The organism is Bradyrhizobium genosp. L (assembly GCF_015624485.1).
In the GTDB taxonomy this organism is placed as follows: Bacteria; Pseudomonadota; Alphaproteobacteria; order Rhizobiales; family Xanthobacteraceae; genus Bradyrhizobium.
This window is the reverse complement of sequence record NZ_CP061378.1, coordinates 2,149,551-2,172,155: the sequence shown is the minus strand read 5'-3', so window position 1 is coordinate 2,172,155 and position 22,605 is coordinate 2,149,551. Positions and strand designations below refer to the sequence as shown.

22 protein-coding genes are annotated in these 22,605 nt (G+C 63.7%); 9 read left to right on the top strand and 13 right to left on the bottom strand.

The features are described 5' to 3' along the window. Positions 1-4: 4 nt before the first annotated feature. From IC762_RS10125 to IC762_RS10090, 8 genes are all read right to left on the bottom strand, one after another. Positions 5-850: a CmcJ/NvfI family oxidoreductase gene (locus tag IC762_RS10125; RefSeq protein WP_195788654.1), complete on the bottom strand. Its 846-nt coding sequence runs from the start codon at positions 848-850 to the stop codon at positions 5-7. Positions 851-1,238: 388 nt separating this feature from the next. After that, positions 1,239-2,381: an ISNCY family transposase gene (locus IC762_RS10120; protein WP_210338433.1), complete on the bottom strand. Its 1,143-nt coding sequence runs from the start codon at positions 2,379-2,381 to the stop codon at positions 1,239-1,241. Positions 2,382-2,705: 324 nt separating this feature from the next. Continuing rightward, a complete protein-coding gene (locus IC762_RS10115; protein ID WP_195788652.1) occupies positions 2,706-2,849 on the bottom strand; it encodes a hypothetical protein in 144 nt (47 codons plus the stop codon). After that, on the bottom strand, positions 2,846-3,940 hold the full coding sequence (locus tag IC762_RS10110) for an LLM class flavin-dependent oxidoreductase (RefSeq protein WP_195788651.1): 1,095 nt from the start codon (positions 3,938-3,940) through the stop codon (positions 2,846-2,848). The genes IC762_RS10115 and IC762_RS10110 overlap by 4 nt, the downstream gene beginning before the upstream one ends. A 32-nt stretch (positions 3,941-3,972) precedes the next feature. Then, positions 3,973-5,145 (bottom strand): acyl-CoA dehydrogenase family protein, encoded by a 1,173-nt coding sequence (locus IC762_RS10105; protein WP_195788650.1) that lies wholly within the window; start codon positions 5,143-5,145, stop codon positions 3,973-3,975. Further along, positions 5,139-5,936, bottom strand: coding sequence for an ABC transporter ATP-binding protein (locus IC762_RS10100; RefSeq protein ID WP_195788649.1), 798 nt, complete (start codon positions 5,934-5,936; stop codon positions 5,139-5,141). Before IC762_RS10100 ends, IC762_RS10105 begins: the two co-directional genes overlap by 7 nt. Next, the gene (locus tag IC762_RS10095; RefSeq protein WP_195788648.1) at positions 5,930-6,940 is read right to left on the bottom strand and encodes an ABC transporter permease; all 1,011 of its coding nucleotides are present in this window, start codon (positions 6,938-6,940) and stop codon (positions 5,930-5,932) included. The genes IC762_RS10100 and IC762_RS10095 overlap by 7 nt, the downstream gene beginning before the upstream one ends. Then, positions 6,918-8,009, bottom strand: coding sequence for an ABC transporter substrate-binding protein (locus IC762_RS10090; RefSeq protein WP_195788647.1), 1,092 nt, complete (start codon positions 8,007-8,009; stop codon positions 6,918-6,920). Before IC762_RS10090 ends, IC762_RS10095 begins: the two co-directional genes overlap by 23 nt. Positions 8,010-8,485: 476 nt before the next feature. On the opposite strand from IC762_RS10090, the gene IC762_RS10085 reads away from it, so the two are divergent. Beyond that, the gene (locus tag IC762_RS10085; RefSeq protein WP_195788646.1) at positions 8,486-9,469 is read left to right on the top strand and encodes an ABC transporter substrate-binding protein; all 984 of its coding nucleotides are present in this window, start codon (positions 8,486-8,488) and stop codon (positions 9,467-9,469) included. Between the two features lie 549 nt (positions 9,470-10,018). Next, positions 10,019-10,798 carry an SDR family oxidoreductase gene (locus IC762_RS10080; protein ID WP_195788645.1) on the top strand — a complete coding sequence of 260 codons (780 nt, stop codon included), beginning with the start codon at positions 10,019-10,021 and terminating at the stop codon, positions 10,796-10,798. A gap of 69 nt (positions 10,799-10,867) precedes the next feature. On the opposite strand, the gene IC762_RS10075 is transcribed toward IC762_RS10080, so the two are convergent. Beyond that, a complete protein-coding gene (locus IC762_RS10075; protein WP_139481669.1) occupies positions 10,868-11,167 on the bottom strand; it encodes an HU family DNA-binding protein in 300 nt (99 codons plus the stop codon). Positions 11,168-11,498: 331 nt separating this feature from the next. Between IC762_RS10075 and IC762_RS10070 the strand changes: the two genes are divergently transcribed. The 4 genes from IC762_RS10070 to IC762_RS10055 all read left to right on the top strand — a co-directional run bounded on the left by IC762_RS10070 (position 11,499) and on the right by IC762_RS10055 (position 15,548). Continuing rightward, the gene (locus IC762_RS10070; RefSeq protein WP_195788644.1) at positions 11,499-12,353 is read left to right on the top strand and encodes a VOC family protein; all 855 of its coding nucleotides are present in this window, start codon (positions 11,499-11,501) and stop codon (positions 12,351-12,353) included. 116 nt (positions 12,354-12,469) lie between these two features. Beyond that, positions 12,470-13,792, top strand: a complete 1,323-nt coding sequence (locus tag IC762_RS10065) for an ABC transporter substrate-binding protein (RefSeq protein ID WP_195788643.1) — start codon at positions 12,470-12,472, stop codon at positions 13,790-13,792. Next, positions 13,789-14,727 carry a carbohydrate ABC transporter permease gene (locus tag IC762_RS10060; protein ID WP_195788642.1) on the top strand — a complete coding sequence of 313 codons (939 nt, stop codon included), beginning with the start codon at positions 13,789-13,791 and terminating at the stop codon, positions 14,725-14,727. Before IC762_RS10065 ends, IC762_RS10060 begins: the two co-directional genes overlap by 4 nt. Beyond that, a complete protein-coding gene (locus tag IC762_RS10055) occupies positions 14,724-15,548 on the top strand; it encodes a carbohydrate ABC transporter permease (protein ID WP_195788641.1) in 825 nt (274 codons plus the stop codon). The genes IC762_RS10060 and IC762_RS10055 overlap by 4 nt, the downstream gene beginning before the upstream one ends. 206 nt (positions 15,549-15,754) lie before the next feature. On the opposite strand, the gene IC762_RS10050 is transcribed toward IC762_RS10055, so the two are convergent. Continuing rightward, entirely contained in the window at positions 15,755-16,717 is a 963-nt protein-coding gene (locus IC762_RS10050; RefSeq protein WP_195788640.1) for an AraC family transcriptional regulator, read from the bottom strand. A 214-nt stretch (positions 16,718-16,931) separates the two neighbouring features. Here IC762_RS10050 and IC762_RS10045 point away from each other — a divergent pair, with 214 nt between their 5' ends. Further along, the gene (locus IC762_RS10045; protein WP_195788639.1) at positions 16,932-17,702 is read left to right on the top strand and encodes an alpha/beta fold hydrolase; all 771 of its coding nucleotides are present in this window, start codon (positions 16,932-16,934) and stop codon (positions 17,700-17,702) included. Between the two features lie 142 nt (positions 17,703-17,844). Continuing rightward, entirely contained in the window at positions 17,845-18,372 is a 528-nt protein-coding gene (locus IC762_RS10040; RefSeq protein ID WP_195788638.1) for a hypothetical protein, read from the top strand. A 56-nt stretch (positions 18,373-18,428) separates the two neighbouring features. Here the strand turns inward: IC762_RS10040 and IC762_RS10035 are convergent, their stop codons facing one another. After that, positions 18,429-19,106, bottom strand: coding sequence for a cysteine hydrolase family protein (locus IC762_RS10035; RefSeq protein WP_195788637.1), 678 nt, complete (start codon positions 19,104-19,106; stop codon positions 18,429-18,431). 159 nt (positions 19,107-19,265) lie between these two features. Here IC762_RS10035 and IC762_RS10030 point away from each other — a divergent pair, with 159 nt between their 5' ends. After that, positions 19,266-20,279, top strand: coding sequence for a formamidase (locus IC762_RS10030; protein WP_195788636.1), 1,014 nt, complete (start codon positions 19,266-19,268; stop codon positions 20,277-20,279). Positions 20,280-20,324: 45 nt separating this feature from the next. On the opposite strand, the gene IC762_RS10025 is transcribed toward IC762_RS10030, so the two are convergent. Continuing rightward, the gene (locus tag IC762_RS10025) at positions 20,325-20,618 is read right to left on the bottom strand and encodes a Pepco domain-containing protein (RefSeq protein WP_195788635.1); all 294 of its coding nucleotides are present in this window, start codon (positions 20,616-20,618) and stop codon (positions 20,325-20,327) included. Continuing rightward, entirely contained in the window at positions 20,605-22,389 is a 1,785-nt protein-coding gene (locus tag IC762_RS10020) for a CHAT domain-containing protein (RefSeq protein WP_195788634.1), read from the bottom strand. The genes IC762_RS10025 and IC762_RS10020 overlap by 14 nt, the downstream gene beginning before the upstream one ends. Positions 22,390-22,605 lie beyond the last annotated feature (216 nt).

Below are 22,605 nucleotides of genomic sequence, written 5' to 3'. Positions count from 1 at the left end.
GCGTCTATTGCTTGTGGAACACCAGCGTGCGCAGCTCGATGCTTTCGCGCGGGGCGGCGTCGGCCGGCGTGGTCGGATCGATGAACGCCGTATGCGGTCCGAAGCGGGTGCGGCCGTCGGTCGCCGAGTCGTAGCACTTCAACAGGATCGCCTCGTCCGGCATCATCTCGGGGATGTAGAACCAGCGATGGTTCGGATTGTACTTCACCGAATAGGTCTCGCCGCTGCGGTTCCGATAGATCAAATCGGAGGCGATCAGATCCTCGGGTGCCACCGTCGTGCCGTCGGCCATCGCCAGTGGTGAATCGCGCAACGGCCCGCGGATCGGCCGCCACAGATTGATCACCTGGACGCGGCCCTTGATCAACTGCTCGGCCTCACCGGGCAGATGCTCGAACACGCGGTTATGGCCGGAGACCGCGGTCTGGTCGACGTGGACCCGGGTCGCGGGCTGGCGCGGACCGGCGCCGCGGATATCCGCCGCACCCTCGACGCGCTTGCGCACGGTGTGATCGAAGATGAAGACCCGGTCGGCCTTCAGCGTCGCCTTCAGGAAGGCCTCGACCGCCGGGTAGTAGACCTTGCGGACTTCATTGTCGTCGTAGAAATCCCTGACCGCGGTCGGATGCTTGACCAGCGCAAAGCCCTCGCGATCCAGCGAGAAGCCGTCCGCGATCAGGCGGCCGTCGAAGATCGGGACATTGTGCGGTTCGGGCAGCGCGGTGGATCTGGGTTCGCCGGGCGGCGGATCGAAAGCGTAGGTCCGGGGCTTGCCCGGCGTCGGTGCGAGGTAATTGAGTTCGGCGGTAACGAACGGCAGCGACTCGATGCGAGTTTCTTGAAGGCCCACGGTGATCTCCCGGACTCGATTGTTGGTTTATTTGATCTGGCGGTGCGGGAGAGGTCGGCAAGGGCGCGGCAAAAATAGCAATGTTGTGGCTTCCGCGGGCCGGAAACGAAGAAAATCCTTGCCGGCGCCCGACGCCGAGTGAACGGATATTTTGGGATCACGGCTTCGTTAGCGGCAACAAGACGGCGGCGCTGCCAAAATGTCGAAAACAACCCCATGCAAAGGTGCCGCCGCCGCCGTTCGACACGGCAACTGTCGATAGCTAATTGAGTTGGCCGGTTTTGGTAGCACATCAAATGTCCGCTTCGTCTGCTTTTGTTCTCCTGTGGGCGGGGTGGGCAAGTCGCAGACTTGTCCATGCCGTCCACAGGCTCGCCGCCGAGCGGATTTAAGCGGCAATCGGTATGTCCACGGCCGCGCCGCTGCGGTCATAGCGACCGAGACAACGCGGGCCGTGGAAGATGGCGTGGGTGCCGTCGTGGTACTGACGGACCTTGACCCGCGCCTTGACGAAATGCGCGCGCAAAGGACTCTCCGGGATCTGCAACTTCAAGCGGTTGAACGACACGCAATTGTCGTTGCCGACCTGCCTCTCCTCCTGCACGCAAAGAATCTCGCCGAGATCGATACCCGCAATCGCGACGAAAGCGCTGCCGTCCTGCTCGGGCTTGACGGCAAAACGGGCGTTGTGGGCCGGCAGGTAGACCTCGCGAATAAATAAATTGGCGGCCTCCACCGTGGCGATCCCGGCCAATGCCAGCTCCTTGGTCAGCCGGTCTTGCAGCGTCTGAAAGACACGCTCGGAACGGCCCCGCGCTTGCGGCGAATAAGCCGCGATATGTTCGACACCCAGATGTGCCAGCGCCCGGCCGACCTGGGTCAGCGCCACGCGATCGACCGCGCCGCCAGCCGTCGCCGTCTGAAAGTAATGCGAGCCCCGATCGGTGTAGAGGCTCAATGGCAGGCCATGCCGGCCAAACACTTCCTCCAGCGCGCGGAAGGTCGAGCCGGTACCTTCTTCCTCGACGAGGAACGCCGAATAGATTGCGCTCGTCGCGTCATCCAGGGTCACGATCAGATCGAACATCGGCTGCCCTTCGAGCCATTGATGCCGCGATCCGTCCTGATGCAGAAGCATCCCCGGTAACGGCCGGCGCGGACGCTTGCGTCGGTGTGCGCCGCGGCGGCGGGCCTTCTTCAGAAGCCCCTTCGACTGCAGGAAGGTCTTGGTCCAGGTGTAGCTCCAATTGAAGCGATGATCCTTCACCAGATGCTCGTGAAAATGCTTCGCCGTGAAGCCGGCGTAGCGCGTGCGATAAAGCGCTTCCACCTCGTCTGCACAGTCAACCGGAACCCGCCGGCCGGAAGCCTTGCCGAGCCGACGATCCAGCAACCCCGCCTCGCCGTCCTCTTCGTAGCGCTGACACCACCGCCGAAACGTCCGTTCACCGACACCCAAAAGCTCCGCTGCTTCCAACTGGTTGAACTCCAAAGCCTCGTACCGGCCCAAAATGTCCAGAAACTTGATCATGCGCACACCCTGAAGGGCTTCCGTCCGGCGCATCACATGCCCCTCCAAAGGGCACGAGAATTACCGGACAGATCGTGTGCTACGTAAACCGGACATATCGTGTGCTACCGACACCGTTCGACACGGCAACTTGACACGTCGGGCAAATCAGAGGTATTCTTCCATTATTCCGAAATCTTTTACACCCGTCGTCCTGGCGAAAGCCAGGACCCATTACCACCGAATTTGGTGGTGAGCGGAATCGCGGCCCCCAGCGTCGTACAACAACCGCCATCCGGGGTAATGGGTCCTGGCTTTCGCCAGGACGACGCTTGCAAAAAATGCCTACAGCCCGGCGCCCGTCTCGACCGCTGCGCCAAACGACCTGTCCACGATATCAGCCGCGTTGATCTTCTGCCGGTCGTAGAGGTCGATGGTCCTGTGTTCGTCGGCGAGCGCGAGCGCCGCCGCGACGAGAGGACGGATCATTCTGCCGCAATCCCGCGCTGCTCGTCGCGCGCCGCGATCAGCTTGCGCGTCAGCGGGATCAGCTCACGGCCATAGTCGATGGCGTCGACCAGTGGATCGAAGCCGCGGATCAGGAAATGGCTGACGCCGAGGTCGTAATAGTCGGCGAACACTTCGGCGACCTGCTCGGGCGTGCCGACCAGTGCCGTGGTGTTGCTGTTGGCGCCGGTCAATTTCGCGATCTCGGTCCACAGCCGCTTGTCGATGCGCGCCCCCTGGTCGGCGAGCGCGAGCAGCCGCTTGGCGCCGTCGGTGGCGTGATTGGGGCGGCGATAACCGGTCTGGTCCTGCAACGCGGTGGCGCGCTCGAGGATGGCGTCGGCCTTCTTCCAGGCCTTCTCCTCGGTATCCGCGAGGATCGGCCGCACCGAGAGGCTGAAGCGCGGCGTCGGCCGGCCGTGCTTGGCCGCGGCGGCACGCACCCGTGCGGTGACGTCGCGCACCTGGGCGTAGGATTCGCCCCACAGCGCGAACGTATCGGCATGCTTGCCGGCGACCTCGATCGCAGCGTCCGAGCCACCGCCGACGAAGGTGTAGATGCCGCCCTTCTGCAGCGGCTTCACCTGCGAGAAACCGTTCTCGACGTTGTAGTATTTTCCGCTGTAGTTGAACGGCTTCTCGCTGGTCCATTCCAGCCTCACCACGTCGAGGAACTCGTCGGTGCGGGCGTAGCGCTCGTCCTTGTCGTCGAGTGTGTTGCCGTCCTGGCGCAGCTCGATGGCGTTGCCCCCGGTGATGACATGCAGCGAGACGCGGCCGCCATAGAACTGGTCGAGCGTCGCGAGTTGCCTCGCCAAGAGCGTCGGCGCCGTGAAGCCCGGGCGCTGTGCGATCATCACCTTCAGCGTCTTGGTGATGGTCAGCACATGCTGCGCGACCTGCAGTGCGTCGGGCGTCGTCGAATGGAACGCCAGCAGCGCGCGGTCGAAGCCGGCGAGCTCATGGGCTTTCGCGACCGTCTCGATATAGGGCGGATTGAGGATCGGACCCGAGCGCACGATGATCTCGGAGGAATTGTTGTTGGTGACGAAGCCGATGAACTCGACGGACATGACAGAAAGCTCCGGTTTGTTGACTGTTTTTTTCAGACGCCCAGCGCCAGACGTCCGGCGGAGATACGGGTGGAATCGTCTTGCGGGGTGTGGACGCGGCCGCACAGCACGTCGCGATAATGCCGCTCCAGCGGATTGGTTCGCGACAGACCGTGATTGCTGGTCAGCTGCAAGGCGTCCTCCACCGCTTTGACGGAATTATTGGTCACCGTCAGCTTGATGATGTTAGACTCGATCGCCGAGAGCTGGAAGCCGTTATCGAAATCGGCGGCAAAGCTCTCGATCAGCCGGGCATTGACGGCTAACCGCGCCTCGATGCCGCCGACCACTTCCTGCATGCGCGGCAGGGTCGCGAGCGGCGCGCCGAGATTGGCGGGCACGCGCTCCCTGAGGAAGCCGACCAGCCAGTCGCGGGCGGCGCGGGCGATGCCGTCATAGATCGCGGCGACGAAGATCGCGTGCACGGTGGCCTGGGTGAAATCCGGAACCGCCCAGTCGTCGGGCTTGCGGACGTCGATCTCGTAATCCAGCGGAAACACGACGTCGTCGAAGATCACGGTGTGGCTGCCGCTGGCGCGCAGGCCGAGGTGATCCCAGCTTTCCTCGATCCGGGTACCCGGCAATCCGGCCGGCACCAGAAACAATCCGACACGCGTCTCGGCCTCATCGGTCTTGGCCCAGACCGCGTACCATTTCAGGATCGGCGCGCCGGTCGAATAGATCTTCTTTCCCGAGAGCCGCCAGCCGGTCTCGGTACGCCGCGCCGTCGTCGCCGGCAAGCCGCCGCGCGCAGGCGAGCCGAGCTCCGGCTCGACCCGCAACGCGTTGATCAGCGACACGCCCTCGACCGCCTCCCTGGCGAGCTTGCGCGAGAGACGGCCGGGCCAGCGCGTAGAGCGCGCCATCACCAGATGCTGGATGTAGTGCATCGACAGCACCAGCGCGGTCGACGGATCGGCCTTGCCGATGATGCCGAGCACGCGCGCGGCATCGCGGGCGCCAACCCCGACGCCACCGAGCGCCGCCGGGACGGTCAAGGCCAGCAGGCCCTCGCGCGAGAGATCGGCAAAGTTCTCGAACGGGAAGCTGGCGTCGCGGTCATACGCGGGCGCCCGCGCGGCAATCGCGTCGGCAAGCTGCAAGGCGCGCGCGATATGCTCGGGCTCGTAGGCCTGCGGCAGCTCCTTGGCCAAGGTCGTCACCATGTCGCCTCCAGTCCGAGCAGGCTGAGGATCTGCTTGCGCAGTTCGGCCAGATGGGGATCGCCGCGATGTCGCGGATACGGCCGCGCCACCGCGATGTCAGCCTTGATCCGCGCCGGGCGATCCGACAGCACGATGACGCGGTTGGCGAGCACCAGCGCCTCCTCGACGTCGTGGGTGACGAGCAGCGTGGTAAAGCCCTTGCGCTGCCACAGCGCCACGAGTTCGGCCTGCATCGCGATCCGCGTCAGCGAGTCGAGCTTGCCGAGCGGCTCATCGAGCACCAGGATCTTGGGATCGTTGACCAGCGCGCGGGCCAGCGCCACGCGCTGCGCCATGCCGCCGGAGAGCTGGTGCGGATAAGCGTTGCGGAACGAGGACAAACCGACCAGCTCGATGACGTCATCGACCCGATGGCGCTGCGCCTTCAGGATGCCCTGCGCCTCCAGCCCGAGCGCGACATTGTCCCAGACCGAACGCCATGGAAACAAGGTCGGATCCTGGAACACGACGACACGCGACGGATGCGGGCCGGCGATGCGGACGTCATCCTCGCGCAACGTACCGGCACGCGGCTTCTCCAGCCCAGCGACCAGCCGCAGCAAGGTCGACTTGCCGCAGCCGGACGGGCCGAGCAGCGCAACGAATTCGCCCGGCGCGATCGCGAGATTGACATTGTCGAGCACCGGCAAGGCCACGCCGTCGATATCGAAGGCGTGGCTGACGCCCTCGACATCGAGCTCGGCGCCGACCGCCGGATAGGCAATCGCTTCAGCGGCGGCTTGCGCTACCATTTGACGACGCCTTTCTGCCAGACCAGCAGGCGGTCGCGGGTGCGGAACAGCAGCGTGATCGCGCCGGAGCAGAGCAGCGACATCACGATCAGCGCCGCGTACATGTTGGCATAGGCCGCCCAGCCCTGCGCCCATTGCAAATACCAGCCGAGCCCGGCCTTGACGCCGATCATCTCGGCGACGACGAGCACGGCAAACGACGAGCCAAGCCCCATGAACAAGCCGACGAACACATGCGGCAGCGCTGCGGGGATCGCGACCTTCAGCACCAGGAACGACGGTTTTGCACCGAGCGTGCGCGCGACGTCGTAATAGGCACTGCTGACGCTTGCGACGCCCGACCAGGTCAATACCGTCACCGGGAAGCCGGTGGCGAGCGCGATCAGGAAGGTCGAGGCGCTCCAGCTCGACGGAAAGCTGAAGAAGGCGATCGGCAGCCAGGCGGTCGCCGGCAACGGGCCGATGAAGCGCAGCACCGGATGCACCCAGTAGCCGATCCTTTGCGACCAGCCGATCGAGACACCGGTCAGGAAGCCGACGGCCGCGCCGACGATATAGCCGCCGAGCTGCAGCTTGATCGAGGCGAACACGCTATCGAGCAGTTTCGGCAGATCGTCGGTGTAGACCTCGAGGATCGCCTGCGGCGGCGGAAAGAACGGCAACGGCAGCCAGGCAAATTTTGCGGTGGCGACTTCCCACAATGTGAAGACGACGCCGAGCGCAGTAAGCCACGGCGCGCGCTTGCGCAACGCCTCGCCGGCGCTGCCGAGATAGTCGGCGCCAAACGTGCCGAACAGGATGAAGGCGGCGACGACGATGGCGCCGATGCCGAGCGAGGAGGTGCGCGACCAGTCGCCGAGATCAGGCCAGTACAGGCATGACAGCCCGAAAGCGAGCCAGGTGAGGCTCGCCGCGAGGCCGACACCGTAGCTGCCGGAAATGTTCGAGACGATGAAGGCGGCGCGCGGCGCGGCCGCCGTGTCAGACACTGAATACGTCGACATAGATCCGCTCCGCGAATTTGGCCGTATCGGTGCTCTGCTTGAACACCTGAACCGATTTCAGATCGTCGGCGTAAGCCTTCAGCTCGCGCTTGAGCACCTCGCCGGTCGGATGATGGTGATGGGTGTGGTAGCGCGCCATCGCCTCGAGATCGGCGAGGCTCGCCGCCTTCGGCGCATAGGGCTGGAACGATTTCGCCGCCTTGTCCGGATTCTGCGCGGTGAACATCGCGGCATCGAGCAGCGCCTGGGTGATGGCGCGCGCGACGTTGGGTTCTTCCCGTACCAAACTGCCGCGCAGACCGACGATGCAGCAGCTCTTGTCACGGTACTCGCCGTCGAGATTGGAGGCGACCTCCTTGTATTTGATATCCTTGAGCCAGAGATAGGCCAGCGGATCCGACGACAGGAAGGCCTGCACCTCGCCCTTCTCGACCGCGACGTTGAGCAGATTGCCGGGATAGGCGCGCCAGTCGACATCCCTCACCGGGTCGATGCCGAGCTTGGCAAGCTGGATCGAGAAGAAGTTCTTGTCGGGACCGGCGAGGTCGCCGACCGCAACGACCTTGCCCTTGAGGTCGGCGAGCTTGCCGACGCCGGAATCGCCGCGGGTCAAGACCCGCATGCAGCCGCCATGGGTGCCGGCGGCGATCTTGACGTCGAAACCCTGCTCCAGCGGCTTGAGCCAGCGCAGCGCCATGCCGAGACCGGCGTCGCTCTTGCCGGTGGCGATCGCCTCCAAGAGCTGGTCAGTCGAGCCGGAATAGTTGACGAGCTCGACGTCGAGGTTCTGCTTCTGGAAGAAGCCGTAGTCGATCGCGACCGGCAGCGGCGCGAGGCAGACCGCGCCGGCGTTCCACGACAGCTTCAGCTTGCGCGGCGCCCCCGACAATGGCGACGCGTCGGAGGCCGTCTTGCAGATCGGGAATTCCGTGAGGTCGATCGCAGGCCGCACCGCACGGGGCGAGAAAGCTTGCGCACCCATCGTCCCGATCGGCGCGGCAAGGGCTGCGGCGGCACCCGCGCGCAGCAAGGTGCGGCGATCCATCACCGTCTTGTTATTTCGCGACATCAATCACTCCTGCATTTCGGCAACGCTCCGCGCCCTGCGCGCAGACGTCGCCGTCTGCACGCCCCGTCGTTCGAAGCTCATGGTCTAGAAAAAGCCGATCTCTCCGGCGCTATTGCTCTCTCGGCAACGCGCAAATGATGCGGCGCGATAAGTTCATCGTCAATGAAATGGAATTTCGAATGTTGTCGGCGAGGCAGCTGATATCTCCACGATCGCAACGCGCGACGATGAAAGGATTTTCGCCGTGATTTCTGCAACGGGACACGCCGCAGCGGCATCGATTGCATCACGTTTGAGCGTTTCGCCAGTGTGCGCGTGAGGCGTTCTACGAACACCATGCGCAACGAGGCGATCCTTGCCGCGCAGCGCAACAATTCAGTTTTCCGTTTCGTTGACGGCGCACAATCTGCTCATCAACCTTGTCGAACGCTGACGCGCTTCCCGCCGAGCAGCGAATGAATCAGAAAGAAACGGATATGCGCAAACTCACCCGCCCAAGTTCTCACTCCCTCACCCGCCGCACCGCCGCCGTGCTGATTGCGGCGGCGATCACACTGTCGACATCGGCCGCGGCCTTCGCCGCTGACGCGATCGTGCTGAAAGTCGGCGACCAGAAGGGCGGCAACCGCTCGCTGCTGGAGATCTCCGGGCTTGCCAAGGACCTGCCTTACAAGATCGAATGGTCGGAATTCCCGGCGGCGGCACCGATCCTCGAGGCGCTCAACGCCGGCGCGCTCGATGTCGGCTATACCGGCGATCTCGCGTTCCTCTCGGTCTACGCCGCCGGCGCGCCGATCAAGGCGATCGGCGGAACGCGTGCCGACCCCAAGACCCAGGCGATCCTGGTGCGCGCGGATTCGCCGATCAAGACCGCTGATGATCTGAAGGGCAAGCGGCTCGCCGGCACCCGCGGCGGCTGGGGCCAGTTCCTGATCGACGCGACGCTGGAGAAGACCGGCAACAGGGTCGAGGACGCGACCTTCGCGCCGCTCGGCCCGGTCGACGCCAAGATCGCGCTGGTCGCCGGCTCGATCGACGGCTGGGCGGTGTGGGAGCCCTACGTCTCCTACGCGACGCTGAAGGACAAGGCCCGTGTCGTCGCCGATGGCGAGGGCCTGACGCCGACCATCACCTTCATCGTCGCCTCCGACAACGCGATCGCGACCAAGCGCGCGGCGGTGCAGGATCTGGTGCAGCGGCTGAACAGGGCGCGGCTGTGGTCGCTCGACCATCTCGCGGAGTATGCCAAGAGCACGGCGGAGCTGACCAAACTGCCGGAGGACGTGCTGCTCGCGGCGTATACCGCGCAGAAGACCAGCCCGATCGCGATCGATGAGGCCGTGGTGAAGGAAGTGCAAGCGGCGTCGGATCGCGCCGCGCGGTACGGGATTCTTTCCAAGACGCTCGATGTCGGCAAGGCCGTCGACCGCAGCTTTGCCGCCAGCGCGAGCTTGAACTAGGCGCGCGCTTTCTTCACCTCCCCTTGAAAAGGGGAGGTCGGACGGCGCGCAAGCGCAGACCGGGTGGGGATCCTGCCTCTACAAACGCCAGCGTTCGCGGAGAGCAACCCCCCACCCCACCCTCCCCCTTTCAGGGTGAGGGAGCCGAACAGCAGTGCTCATCTTACCTGTGCATTCGGAGATATTGCGCTCGATGTCGGCAAGGCCGTCGACCGCAGCTTTGCCGCCGGCGCGAGCTTGAACTAGCGGCGGTCTCCACCTCCCCTTGAAAAGGGGAGGTCGGACTGCGCGCAAGCGCAGACCGGGTGGGGATCCTGCCTCCACAAACGCCGGCGTTCGTGGAGAGCAACCCCCACCCCACCCTCCCCCTTTCAGGGTGAGGGAGCCGAAAAGCGCTGCTCACCTCACTGCGCCATACGGAGACATCTGATGTCCGGTCCGCTCCACCTCTCACTGATTGTCACAGCACACCTGCTTTGCATGACCTTGTTGGTCATTCTCTCGGTTTGATAGCTTTCTCTCCCAGGGACCTTGCCAGGGAGCACGACAATGCAACTATCAATGAAGGACCGCGTCGCGGTGGTCACCGGCGGCAGCAAGGGCATCGGGATCGCGGTGGCGCGGCGGTTTGCGGAGTCCGGCGCCAAAGTGGCGATCCTCGCCCGCGGTGCCGCTGATCTCGCCGCGGCGCGCGAGGCGCTCGCCAAAGACGGGCTGGTGGTGCGCGACTATGTCTGCGACGTCTCGAAGGCGGCCGACATCAAGGCCACACACGACAGGATCATCGCCGATCTCGGCAAGATCGATGTGCTCGTCAACAATGCCGGCACGGCGCGGACGCTGGCCTTCGAGAGCATCAGCGACGAGGCCTGGCAGGAGGATCTCGACCTGAAGCTGTTCGCGGCGATCCGGTTCAGCCGGCTGGTCTGGGGCGGCATGAAGGCGCGCAAATGGGGCCGCATCATCAACGTGCTCAACACCTTTGCCAAGGCGCCGGCCGGCAATTCCGCACCGACCTCGGTGTCGCGCGCCGCCGGCATGGCGCTGACCAAGGTGATGGCCAATGAAGGCGGCGAGCACAACATCCTGGTGAATGCGCTCTTGGTCGGCCTGATCATGAGCGATCAGTGGGTCAAGCGCCACGCCTCGCAATCGCCGAACACGGATTTCGAGGAATTCGCGAAGAGCCTGGCCAAGGGCACGCCAATGGGCCGGATCGGCACGGCGGAGGAGTTCGCCAACCTCGCCTGCTTCCTCGCCTCCGAGCAGGGCTCCTACATCACCGGCACCGCCATCAACGTCGATGGCGGCCGATCGCCGGTGGTATAGCAATCCAAGGCGGAGACTCGCAGGCCCGAAAGCAAAAGGCCTCCGTCACCGGAGGCCTTTTCTTTCGTCTTAGACCGCGTCCTTGGCGGCCTTGACCGGCCGGGCGCGGACGATCTTCCGGGCCGGCTTGGCCTTGAACATCATCTCTTCGCCGGTGAAGGGGTTGGTGCCCTTGCGCGCCTTGGTCGCAGGCTTCTTGACCACGACGAACTTGGCGAAGCCGGGGACGAGGAACACCCCGCTCTTCTTCAGCTCCTTGTGGCCGACATCGACCAGTGAGTCCAAGACGTTCTTGACGTCACGCTTGGAGAGTTCGGTGGTGGTCGCGATCTTCTCGATCACTTGCGACTTCGACAATTGGGTAGCCATGGTTGCTCCATTGATTCTGGAGCGGTCACGATATGGCTGAAAACGCCGAAAAAAACAGGGTTTTCTGCACTCCCCACAGCAATATCGCTGTGGAAAGCCTCCGAATCAGCGATTTTTTCAGGGTTTTTCCAAGTCAAGTCGCTTGCGACCCCTGAATTTACAGGGTTTGCGCGCCTCCGAGCGGCGAAAAACCGGCCACCAAAGCGAATCAGTTGCGCCGCACCGACACATCTGTCTCGCGCATGGCGCCGCCGCGAGCGCCATCCTCTTGTTGCGGCGCCGCGCTCGTTCCGGCTAGCTTTCGCCGCAGTCCAGCCGGGGAAGACAACACGTGGCACTCAAGAACATCATTGGCATCGATCACGCCGTGGTCGTGGTGAAGGATCTCGACAGGGCGGCCGAGACCTACCGGCGGCTCGGCTTCATCCTCTCGCCGCGCGGCACCCACAGCGCGCATATGGGAACGGGCAATTATACGATCATGTTCGACCCCGATTATATGGAGCTGCTCGGCGTGCTGGCGCCGACCGAGCACAACGCGCCGACCCGCGCGCTGCTGGAGAGCCGCGGCGAGGGCATCGAGCGGATCGCGTTCACCGCGGTCGATTCGGCGGCCGGCGCCGAAGAGATCCGCGCCCGCGGCTACACGCCAATCGGCCCGACCGATTTCGAGCGCCCGGTGACGCTCCCCGGCGGCACGGTCTCCGCGGCGAAATTCCGCACCTTCATGTGGCCGACCGCGGAGGCGCCGGGCGGCGTCCGCATCTTCGCCTGCCAGCACAAGACCCGCGAGACGGTGTGGATCCCCGAATTGATGACCCACGCCAATGGGGCAAAACGGCTCGAGCAGGTGCTGATCGTCTCGCCGGACCCGGCCACCGATGCGGCGCACCTCTCTGAGATGATCGACATCGCGACCAGGACCGAGGCCGACGGCGCGACCGCGGTGCCGTCGGGCGGCGACCGCGCCGACTTCGTATTCCTGACCAGGGCGCAACTCGGCAAGCGTTATCCCGGCGTGGCGCTGGACGGCCTGCCCGATCGCGGCGGCGCCGGTCTCGTGATCGCAGCCGATCTCGCCGCGACGGAGAAGGCGCTCGGTGCAACCGGCGTGAAGAGCGGCGGCAACATCTGCGTGCCACCGGCGGCGGCCAACGGCACCCTGCTCGCCTTCGTCAAGGCATAGCGGATCTACCATGCGCGGCGCTGCGCCATGCGGCGCCGCCGCGCATGGGGGCTAGGCAGACCAGCCTCACAGGTTAGTATCTCTCCCAAACAAGAACCGTCCCAGGGGAGAGAACCATGACGCATCACCTGATCTCGCGCCGCCAGATGCTGGCCGGCACGGCCGCCGCCGGCGCGTTGTCGCTGAGCGGATTTCCGGCCTACGCCGAGGTGAACTGGAAGAAATATTCCGGTACCACGCTCGAGGTGATCCTGGCCAAGGGGCCGCGCGGCGACAATCTGCAAAAATACATCAAGGAATTCACCCAGCTCTCCGGCATTCAGGTCGAGTCCGAGCAGATCCCCGAGCAGCAGCAGCGCCAGAAATGCGTGATCGAGCTGTCGTCGGGCAAGCCGAGCTTCGACCTCGTTCACATCAGCTACCACGTGCAGAAGCGGCAGTTCGAGAAAGCCGGCTGGCTCGCCGACATGTCCGGCTATCTGAAGGATCCCAGCCTGACGCCGTCGGACCTGGTCGAGAGCGATTTCTCGGCGGCCGGCCTGCAATATGCGCGTAACGACAAGGGGCAGATGCTGTCGCTGCCGTGGTCGGTCGATTACTTCATCCTCTATTACAACAAGGAGCTGTTCCAGAAGAAGGGCGTCGAGGTGCCGAAGACGCTCGACGAGATGGCGGTCGCTGCCGAGAAGCTGACCGACCCGAAGGACGGCATCTACGGCTTCGTCGGCCGCGGCCTGCGCAACGCCAACATGGCGATGTGGAGCAACTTCTACCTGAACTATGGCGGCGAATTCCTCGACGCCAAGGGCAACATCCTGTCCGACGGCCCCGAGGGCATCGAAGCGACCAAGCTGTACCAGCGCCTGCTGACAAAGTCGGCGCCTCCCGGCGTCGCCGGCTTCAACTGGATGGAGTCGATGGCCTCCTTCACGCAAGGCCGCGCCGCGATGTGGATCGACGCCACCGGCTGGGCGCCGCCGATCGAAGATCCGACCGCCTCGCGTGTGCCCGGCAAGGTCGGCTACACCGTGGTGCCAGGTGGCCCCAAGGGCCATTTCTCCTCGACCTATGGCGACGGCATCGGCATCGCGGCTGCCAGCAAGAACAAGGAAGCCGCCTACCTGCTCTGCCAGTGGGTGGCCTCGCGCGGCCAGGGCACGCGCCTGATCCAGGCCGGCGGCGGCGTGCCGTTCCGCAGCTCCATCGTCGACGACCCCGAAGTCGCCAAGGGCGTCAAGACCAAGGAATGGCTGCAATCGGTGATCGATTCCTCGAAGATCTCGAAGCTCGGCCTGCCGGTCGTGATCCCGGTCGCCGAATATCGCGACATCGTCGGCGCGGCGCTGACCGCGACGCTGTCCGGCGCCGATCCCGCCACCGAGATGAAGAAGGCGCACGACCAGTTCCGCCCGATCCTGGAGCGCAGTGAAAAAGCGTGAGCGTGGTGACGCAGGATACTCCGGCCGCGGTGCAGGGCTCCGCGCCGGAACGTGAATGGCGGCCGCCATCGTACTGGCCGTTCGTGATCCCGGCGCTGGTCGTGGTGCTGGCGGTGATCATCTTTCCCTGGGCGTTCACGATCTGGATGAGTTTCCAGGAATGGAAGGTGGGCTCGCCGACCACCTTCGTAGGCCTCGCCAATTATCTGCGGTTGCCGACCGATCCGCGCTTCGTCGAGGCGGTCGGGCACACGCTGGTCTACACCGCGCTGTCGGTGCTGCTGCCGCTGGTGTTCGGCACGCTGGCGGCGATCGTGTTTCATCAGAAATTCGCCGCGCGCGGCTTCTGGCGCGGCATCTTCATCATGCCGATGATGGCCACTCCCGTGGCGATCGCGCTGGTCTGGACCATGATGTTCCACCCGCAGCTCGGCGTGCTGAATTATCTGCTGTCGCTGGTCGGCATTCCGCCGCAGCTCTGGGTGTTCAACCCGGCGACCGTGATCCCCTCGCTGGTGCTGGTCGAGACCTGGCAATGGACGCCGCTGGTGATGCTGATCGTGCTCGGCGGCCTCGCGGCGATCCCGACCGAACCCTATGAGAGCGCGCAGATCGACGGCGCCAGTTTCTGGCAGGTCTTCCGCTTCATCACCCTGCCGCTGATCATGCCGTTCCTGTTCATCGCCGGCATGATCCGCATGATCGACGCGGTGAAGAGTTTTGACATCATCTTCGCGATCACGCAGGGCGGCCCCGGCTCGGCGTCGGAGACCATCAACGTCTATCTCTACAGCGTCGCCTTCGTCTATTACGACCTCGGCTACGGCTCCGCGATCGCAGTCGTATTCTTCCTCTTGATCGTCGCGCTCGCGGCGCTGCTGCTTTATTTGCGCAAGCGCATGCTGTGGACATCAGAGCTCGGGAGCGGCGCATGAGCGTGCGTCAGATCCTGGGCCGGATCGGGCTGTGGCTGAGCGTGCTCGTGATCGTCTCGCCGGCGATCCTGTTCTTCCTCTGGATGGCTTCGCTGTCGCTGAAATTCGAGATCGACAACGCGTCCTATCCGCCGGTGTTCATCCCGGAGAACATCGCCTGGAAGAACTATGCCGACGTGTTCGCCTCGAACCGCTTCCTGACCTATTTCATGAACAGCCTGATCGTCACCGGAAGCGCGACGGGTCTTGCAATGCTGGTCGGCGTGCCCGCCGGCTACGGCATCGCGCGGATGGCCGCGCACAAATCGGCGATCGTGATCCTGATCGCGCGCATTACGCCGGGCCTGTCCTATCTGATCCCGCTGTTCCTGCTGTTCCAGTGGCTCGGCCTGCTCGGCACGCTGGTGCCGCAGATCATCATCCATCTCGTGGTCACGGTGCCGATCGTGATCTGGATCATGATCGGCTATTTCGAGACCACGCCGCTGGAGCTCGAGGAAGCCGCGCTGATCGACGGCGCCACGCGCTGGCAGGTGTTCCGCCACGTCGCGCTGCCGATCGCCAAGCCGGGACTCGCGGTCGCCTTCATCCTCGCGGTGATCTTCTCCTGGAACAACTTCGTGTTCGGCATCGTGCTGGCCGGGCGCGAGACCCGCACGCTGCCGGTCGCGGTCTACAACATGATCTCGTTCGACCAGCTGAGCTGGGGCCCACTCGCCGCCGCGGCATTGATCGTGACCGCGCCAGTGCTGCTGCTCACGGTGCTGGCGCAGCGGCAGATCGTCGCCGGTCTCACCGCGGGCGCAGTGAAGGGTGGCTAGAACGCGTGCCTCGGCACCATGACGTCTGAGGACACCGACATCTACATCGTGTCGATGATCGACGAAACACCGCCATCGGACGCGCCATCTTCAGCGCATCGATCGTCGTTTCCCAGTTTGTGAGAAATCTCGGAATGATCGCGCCGACCTTGCCGCCGTTGTTCAGCGTGCCGCGCGCGACCGCGCCCATCACACCAGGGGCAGGGTCATTCGGCAACTTCTGCTTCCCGAACGTCCCCTTGCCTTCCTCCGCCGTCAGATCGTCGAGCCGCTCGGTACCGGCCAGGCGACAGTCCGTGATGCCGTTGGAACAGCTTCGAAAACGCCGCCGCCGTCTCGTAACCGACCCGGCTCGCAATTCGTGCGATCGGCTCGTCGCTGGTTTCGAGCAGGAACGCCGCTTCTGCCATCCGTCGCCCGATGACATAGCGATGCATGGACTGGCCGACGAGCCTGGTGAAACGGGCCGAGAATGCCGAGCGGCCGAGCCCCACGTGCTGGCCGAGGTCGCTCAGCGCCCAGGGCCGCTCCGGGTTTTCGTGGATCAGCTTGAGTGCGGGCCCGATATGCGGGTCCGATATCGCCCCGAGCCATCCGCCTTCTCCGGGACCGAGAGACTTGATCCAGTTTCGCAACACCTCGACAAAGAGCACTTCCGTCAATCGTGAGAGCGCGACGCGTTGGCCGGGACGCTCAAGCGCGGACTCGCTGACCATGCGACGCAGGATCGCTTCAAGCCACTCACCGTCCGCCGTCGGCTTCAGCAGCAGCACGGGCGGAAGCAGCTCCAGCACGCTCCCGAACAGCGGCCGTGAGACGGTGAAATTGCCGCAGATCATGGTCGAGAGCGGTTTTGCACGACTGCCGTGACGAACAACGCCAAGCCGCGGCGACGATCGATCGATATCGATGATCTGCAAAGGCTTGGCCCGGCGATCCGAATAAAACACATGGGGCTCGCCGCGCGTGATGACGACAAAATCGCCCTCCGTCATCTGGATCTCCGGTCCCTGTCCGAGCGCAAGGGTCGCCGAGCCACGGCTGAGATAGTGAAACAGGGCGTAAGGGCGCGCCGGCAACTCCAGATTCCAGGGATGGCCGAGCTCGAAATGAAAGAGCAGCGTCCCGCCGAGACGAACGCGATCGAGCACCTGGGCGAGTATGTCCATGTCGCCGAGACTAGGCCGGCGGACGATCGGACACAACATCCGGACGATTGCTCCCTATCGTCCAAAAGGTCCGCGCACTAGGTCATGCCGCGGCGGGCCGACGTCACGTACGGCAACCATTTCGCCGATGGCACATGGAAGAACCGCGACCTTGCTGGAAACGCCTGTCCATTCCCCGGACCGTGTTCGTCCGATACGCCAACAGGAACAATCGATGCGAAATATCTTGCTCTCAGCCGCCACCGTACTTCTGGCCGGAACGACATTGGCCGGCTCCGTCCATTCCGCCGAGCTGCCCAACGGAGCGGCCCACAACATCGTACTCGTGCACGGCGCTTTCGTGGACCAGACGAGCTGGCAGCCCGTTGCCGATATTCTCACGAAGAAGGGCTACAACGTTACGCTCGTCGAAAATCCGCTCACCTCCCTTGCCGCTGACGTCGACGCCGCCAAACAGGCGCTCGCGAAGCAGAACGGCAAGACCGTTCTGGTCGGCCACTCCTGGGGCGGCGTGGTGATCACGCAAGCCGGCAGCGATCCAAAGGTGTCGGCGCTGGTCTATGTTTCCGCTTTCGCGCCGGATATCGGTGAATCCCTGGCGTCGCTGGCCAAAGCAGGCCCGCCGACCGAAGGCGGCAATGCGATCCATCCCGATGCGAAGGGCAATCTGTACATCGACCCCAAGGTGTTTCCGTCAGCCGTCGCGGCTGACCTTCCTCCGGAAATCGCCGAGCACCTGGCCAACTCGCAGCTTCCGCTAAACCACGTTGCGTTCGAAGCTCCCGTCGACATCGCGGCCTGGCGTGACAAGCCGACGTTCTATGTCATCAGCACCAAAGACAAAGTCCTCGCGCCCGAGGCGCAGAAGTCGTTCGCAGCCAGGATCAAGGCTCAGACGACGGAAGTCGCCGGCAGCCACGCCTCGCTCGTCGTTCATGCGAAGCAAGTCGCTGAAGTCATCGAAAAGGCGGCGCTCGTGAAGTGACGGTACCGCTCCCGGCGCTTTCGCGCCGGGAGCACGCACGCTCACTCAGGGAATGCGGAGCGCCTCGGACCGCGATGGCCAATCGCGGAACGCAACGGGTCTTGTCATGGCGCGAGCCAGACGTTCGAAGGGAAACTCCAGCATGTACAAGACGCTTCTTGCCACTCTCGCTGCCTCGGCTCTTGCCATCGGGGCCGTCGCGGCTGCTCCCGCCGTCAAGGAAGAGCCGCTGGATGCTGCCACGCTCAGCGCGATAAGATCGAAGTTCGGCAGGTTGATGGAATTGGCCAACAAGCACGATTTCAAGGCTCTGCATGGGATGTTCTGGCAATCGTCCTCGACACTGTTGGTGGCCAAGAGCGCGATCCAGTCCGAGGGGAACTGGGCCGGTTTTTGGGGCAACGAGGCAATTGATCAAAAGCTGCATGATATCGGCAGCTCCGGTCCGGTCGTGCTCGAGCCAGATTATTCGAAGCTCAGGGTTGTCGGCCTGACACGTGACGTCGCCGAGTCCTACGTGCCGATGAACATCACGGTCTCTTATGCGGGGCAGGATGGAACAGCCAGGCCGTTTCTCATGATCATCAATTGGCTTCGCGTCGGAAAGGACTGGAAGGTCGCTTCCGAAATCATTCTGCCGGTGCCGCCCGTGCCCGCGGCGAGGGGCTAGGCATTTCGATCCGGCTATGGCTGCGCGATGAGTCCGCGTCCCAATCTCATCTTGCTCTAGCCAGCGAGCGCCTCCAGCACCGCGGCGGAATCGGCAACCCAGCCGAAGATGCCGCCCTGGGCCTTGATCATCTTCAGGCCCATCTCGTGGAATTCAGGGAAATAGGACGCGCAGCCGTCGGAGATCACGACGCAGCGGTAGCCGCGATCGTTCGCCTCGCGCACCGTGGTGTTGACGCAGACCTCGGTGGTGACGCCGCACACCAGGAGATTCTCGATGCCGTATTTCTGCAGGATATCGCCGAGCTCGGTGGCGTAGAACGCGCCCTTGCCGGGCTTGTCGATCACGATCTCGTCGGTGCGCGGATAGAGCTCGGCAATGATGTCGTGCCCCTCCTCGCCGCGGATCAGGATCCGGCCCATCGGGCCAGGATCGCCGATCCGCAATGACGGCGCGCCGCGCTCGAGCTTCGCCGGCGGCGCGTCGGAGAGATCGGGCAGATGGCCTTCGCGGGTGTGGATCACCAGCAATCCGGCATCGCGCGCCGCCTGCAGCACGGCGGCAATCGGCTCGACCGCGCGGGCGAGCTGGCTCACGTCATTGCCGAGCGTCTCGCCGAACCCGCCGGGCTCGAGGAAATCGCGCTGCATGTCGATGATGACGAGCGCGGTCCCGCTCCAGTCGAGCGTGATCGGTTCCGGCTCCGCCGCGATCGTGCCGCTTGAGGTCATCATGACACCCCCACCCAACGAAACATTGTCATGCATGGCAAGCAATTGACGTGCCATTGTACACAATGGATTTTCGGCCGTCTTGGCATGATGATTGCTGCGTCGACGATCGCACAGCAAGAACTCGCGCATCACCGCGCGTCAGACAATCGGGAGGAAGGCATGAACGGGCTTGGTGGTCTCAACAAATCACCCAATGGGGTGGTGATCGGGCTGGTGCAGCTGCAATTGCCCGTGGTCGCGACCAAGGCCGATCTGGCGCGGCAGACCGAACGCATCGTCTGGATGGTCGGCAAGGCCCGGCGCAATCTCGGCACCATGGACCTCGTTGTGTTCCCCGAATACGCCCTGCACGGGCTGTCGATGGACACCAATCCGGAAATCATGTGCCGGCTCGACGGGCCGGAGGTCGCAGCGTTCAAGAAGGCATGCGTCGACAACAGGATCTGGGGCTGCTTCTCCATCATGGAGTTCAACCCGCACGGCAATCCCTACAATTCCGGCCTGATCATCGACGATCACGGCGAGATCAAGCTCTACTACCGCAAATTCCATCCCTGGATTCCGGTCGAACCGTGGGAGCCAGGCGACGTCGGCATTCCCGTGATCGAGGGCCCGAAGGGCGCCAAGATCGCGCTGATCATCTGCCACGACGGCATGTTCCCGGAGATGGCGCGCGAATGCGCCTACAAGGGCGCGGAGATCATGATCCGCACCGCCGGCTACACCGCGCCGATCCGCGAGAGCTGGCGCTTCACCAACCAGGCCAATGCATTCCAGAACCTGATGGTGACGGCCAATGTCTGCATGTGCGGCTCCGACGGCTCGTTCGACTCGATGGGCGAAGGCATGATCGTCAATTTCGACGGCAGCATCATGGCGCACGGCACCACGGGGCGCGTCGACGAGATCATCACCGCCGAGGTCCGGCCCGACCTCGTGCGCGAGGCGCGGATCAACTGGGGCGTCGAGAACAACATCTATCAGCTCTGGCACCGCGGCTACGTCGCGGTGAAGGGCGGCGCGATGGACTGCCCCTACACCTTCATGCAGGACATGGTGTCCGGCCGCTTCCGCCTGCCGTGGGAGGATCAGGTCAAAATCACCGACGGCACATCTTGCGGCTTTGCCGCGCCGACGCGGATGTTCGGCACGACGGCGAAGGCGGCGGAGTGAGGTCGGCGGTTTGCGCCCGGACGCCGGACCGACGTCGCGACTGCATCAACTGCGATCGAAGGTCAGCGTCAACGTCGCGCTGCCGCCGACTTCGACACCGGTTCCGAGAAAACCGACCTGGCCTTTGCCGTTGATGCCGAGCGCAACGGAGATCGTCTTGAGGCCAAGCCCCGCCGCAGGCTTCTCGGCCGCTGGCAGGATATCCTTGAAGGCGCTCATGAACTCTTCGAGGTTTCGACGAAGATCATCGACCGGAAGCTCCACCTTGCTCTTCTCGCCAAGAAGCTCGAATTCGTCGGCGTTCTTGGTGAAGATGATGACTTTGTCAGCTGACGACATTGATTTTCTCCAACTGCTTGAGACCAGACACACGAAGATCGGGATTTGCAAACAGGCAATAGCTGCGCGCCGCAACCTGCCGCGCGAGCTTGCGCAAGGCCTTCTGTCGCTCGTCGGCGCCGCCTGCATCGGTGCCATCCGCCAGCGCCTTTTTCGCCGTGAGTAGTGCGCGGCCAATCGTCTCGGCCGAAAGCGCCGCGTAGAAGCGCTGGGCGAAATCATTGGCAATCGGTCCCGAGACCGGCCACAGCGTCCCGACGACGGCGCAGGCCTGGCTCATGACGAAGCGGTGTCCGAAGCTGTCGCGCTGCGTCAGCCCCAAAAAGGGCGTGGCGCTGGCGCAGGCATTCAAGAGCACGAAAGGATACGACGCGGCAAATTTGCGCTCGGCCTCGAGTTGCCCGACGTCGCCGAGACGCAGGAACGAGCCATCGGCCAATTCAAGGCCGCCCTGGGTATCGTCCTTCTGGCGGCAATGGCCGGTGAAGTGAATCAGGTCGAAATTCGCGGTCTTGAAGATCTTTTCGACGACCTCTCCTCGCGCGCCGAACGTCTCAGCCTGCTGACCGAACAAGCCTTGCAGAAGCCGTTCGTCGGCGGCGAACGCCGCGTCGGTGCCCTTGAGGAAGGCAACCCTCGCAAGTTTCTTTGCCACGATATCCGGTGGATTCGTCACCCCAAGGAACCACCGGCAGATCGCGATTCGATCGCCAATGAAGAACGGATCCTTCGCGTCGTCCAGGAACACCAGCTCGAGGGGGAAATCAAAATCCTCCTCGTGACGCAGCATGATCGATTTGATGTCGTCACGGCGCAACAGCTTGATCAAATCCGGCGGCAGGCACCCTGCAAGCTCGGCACCGACGAGTTTCATCTCGCGCTCGGTGTCTTCGGGATTTGATTTCGAATCGTAGAGGTCCTTGAGGCGCCCGGCCAGCAACTTGCGGAACGGCATTTGAGGATACCGAAAGCCGGAAATGGTGACGTGGTCGAGAGACGCTCTCCCGCGAGGACTCGAAACTTCGATCCGACCGTCCGTCGAGCGTATGACGAGGGTCAGGTCGGCTTCGCTGCTCGGCCGAAAGTCTGTGCTGGCCCGGTGGGCCGCGTCCGCCCCCAATTGGGAGAAATCGTTGATCGTCAGTTCACCGACCGGCGAACCGCCTTGCACCAGAAGAACATGTATCCAGCGCGGATTGCTCTCTTCGATGCGCAGTTCGAAAGCCATCGGCGGAGTATCCCGCTCATCGGACACCTCGACCGGCGGCGGACGCTCCGACACCAGCGTGAAACCCTGGGTCTCCAGGATGACATCGATCGCGCCGCCATCCGGCTGCAGCAACGCCTGCCCCTGCCACTTCCCCTTCACGGCGCTGGTTGGAAGTCGAATGGTAATGGTCAACGTCCCGACGGCGCCCGGCTCGAACTTCTCCGTCACGAAATTCGCGTCGATCGTACGGGGCTTGAGCTTGGGCACGACCGGAGCCTTCGGGGGAGCGCCATCAAGGAGATCGGGATCCGGTCCGTCCTTCTTGATGAGAAAATCTGTGCCGAGCGTTTCAAGCTGTTTGGCGAGGTCGTGCGGCAGATCGGAAACCCAGTGGTCGAACTTAAACGTGTCCCGACCGCCAATCTTGCTCCGGAGGACAACGGTCGGTTTCTTTTGCAAGCGGTTCCGGAAGAAATCCTTGATCGTCGATCCGAGCAAGGCGGCCGACGTGTGGGAAACCAAGAGCCCGACAACTGTAAGTGCTATCCATTCAAGCGACACGGTGCCACTCCGACGAAAGCCAAATCGGCGGAATACATCAACGGGATCATTCTATCACAGGTTGTTTCGATTACATAGTCCCTTCGAGCGCGATCGGACAGAATGTCGTCAAGATGGCAAAGGTTGTGGAGTGAGGCCGGTTGCGCAATTTTGGTAAGGCGCAGCGAACCCGCCATCACGACGAATACAAGATGCGGCGGGCACTGGCGCGCCAAT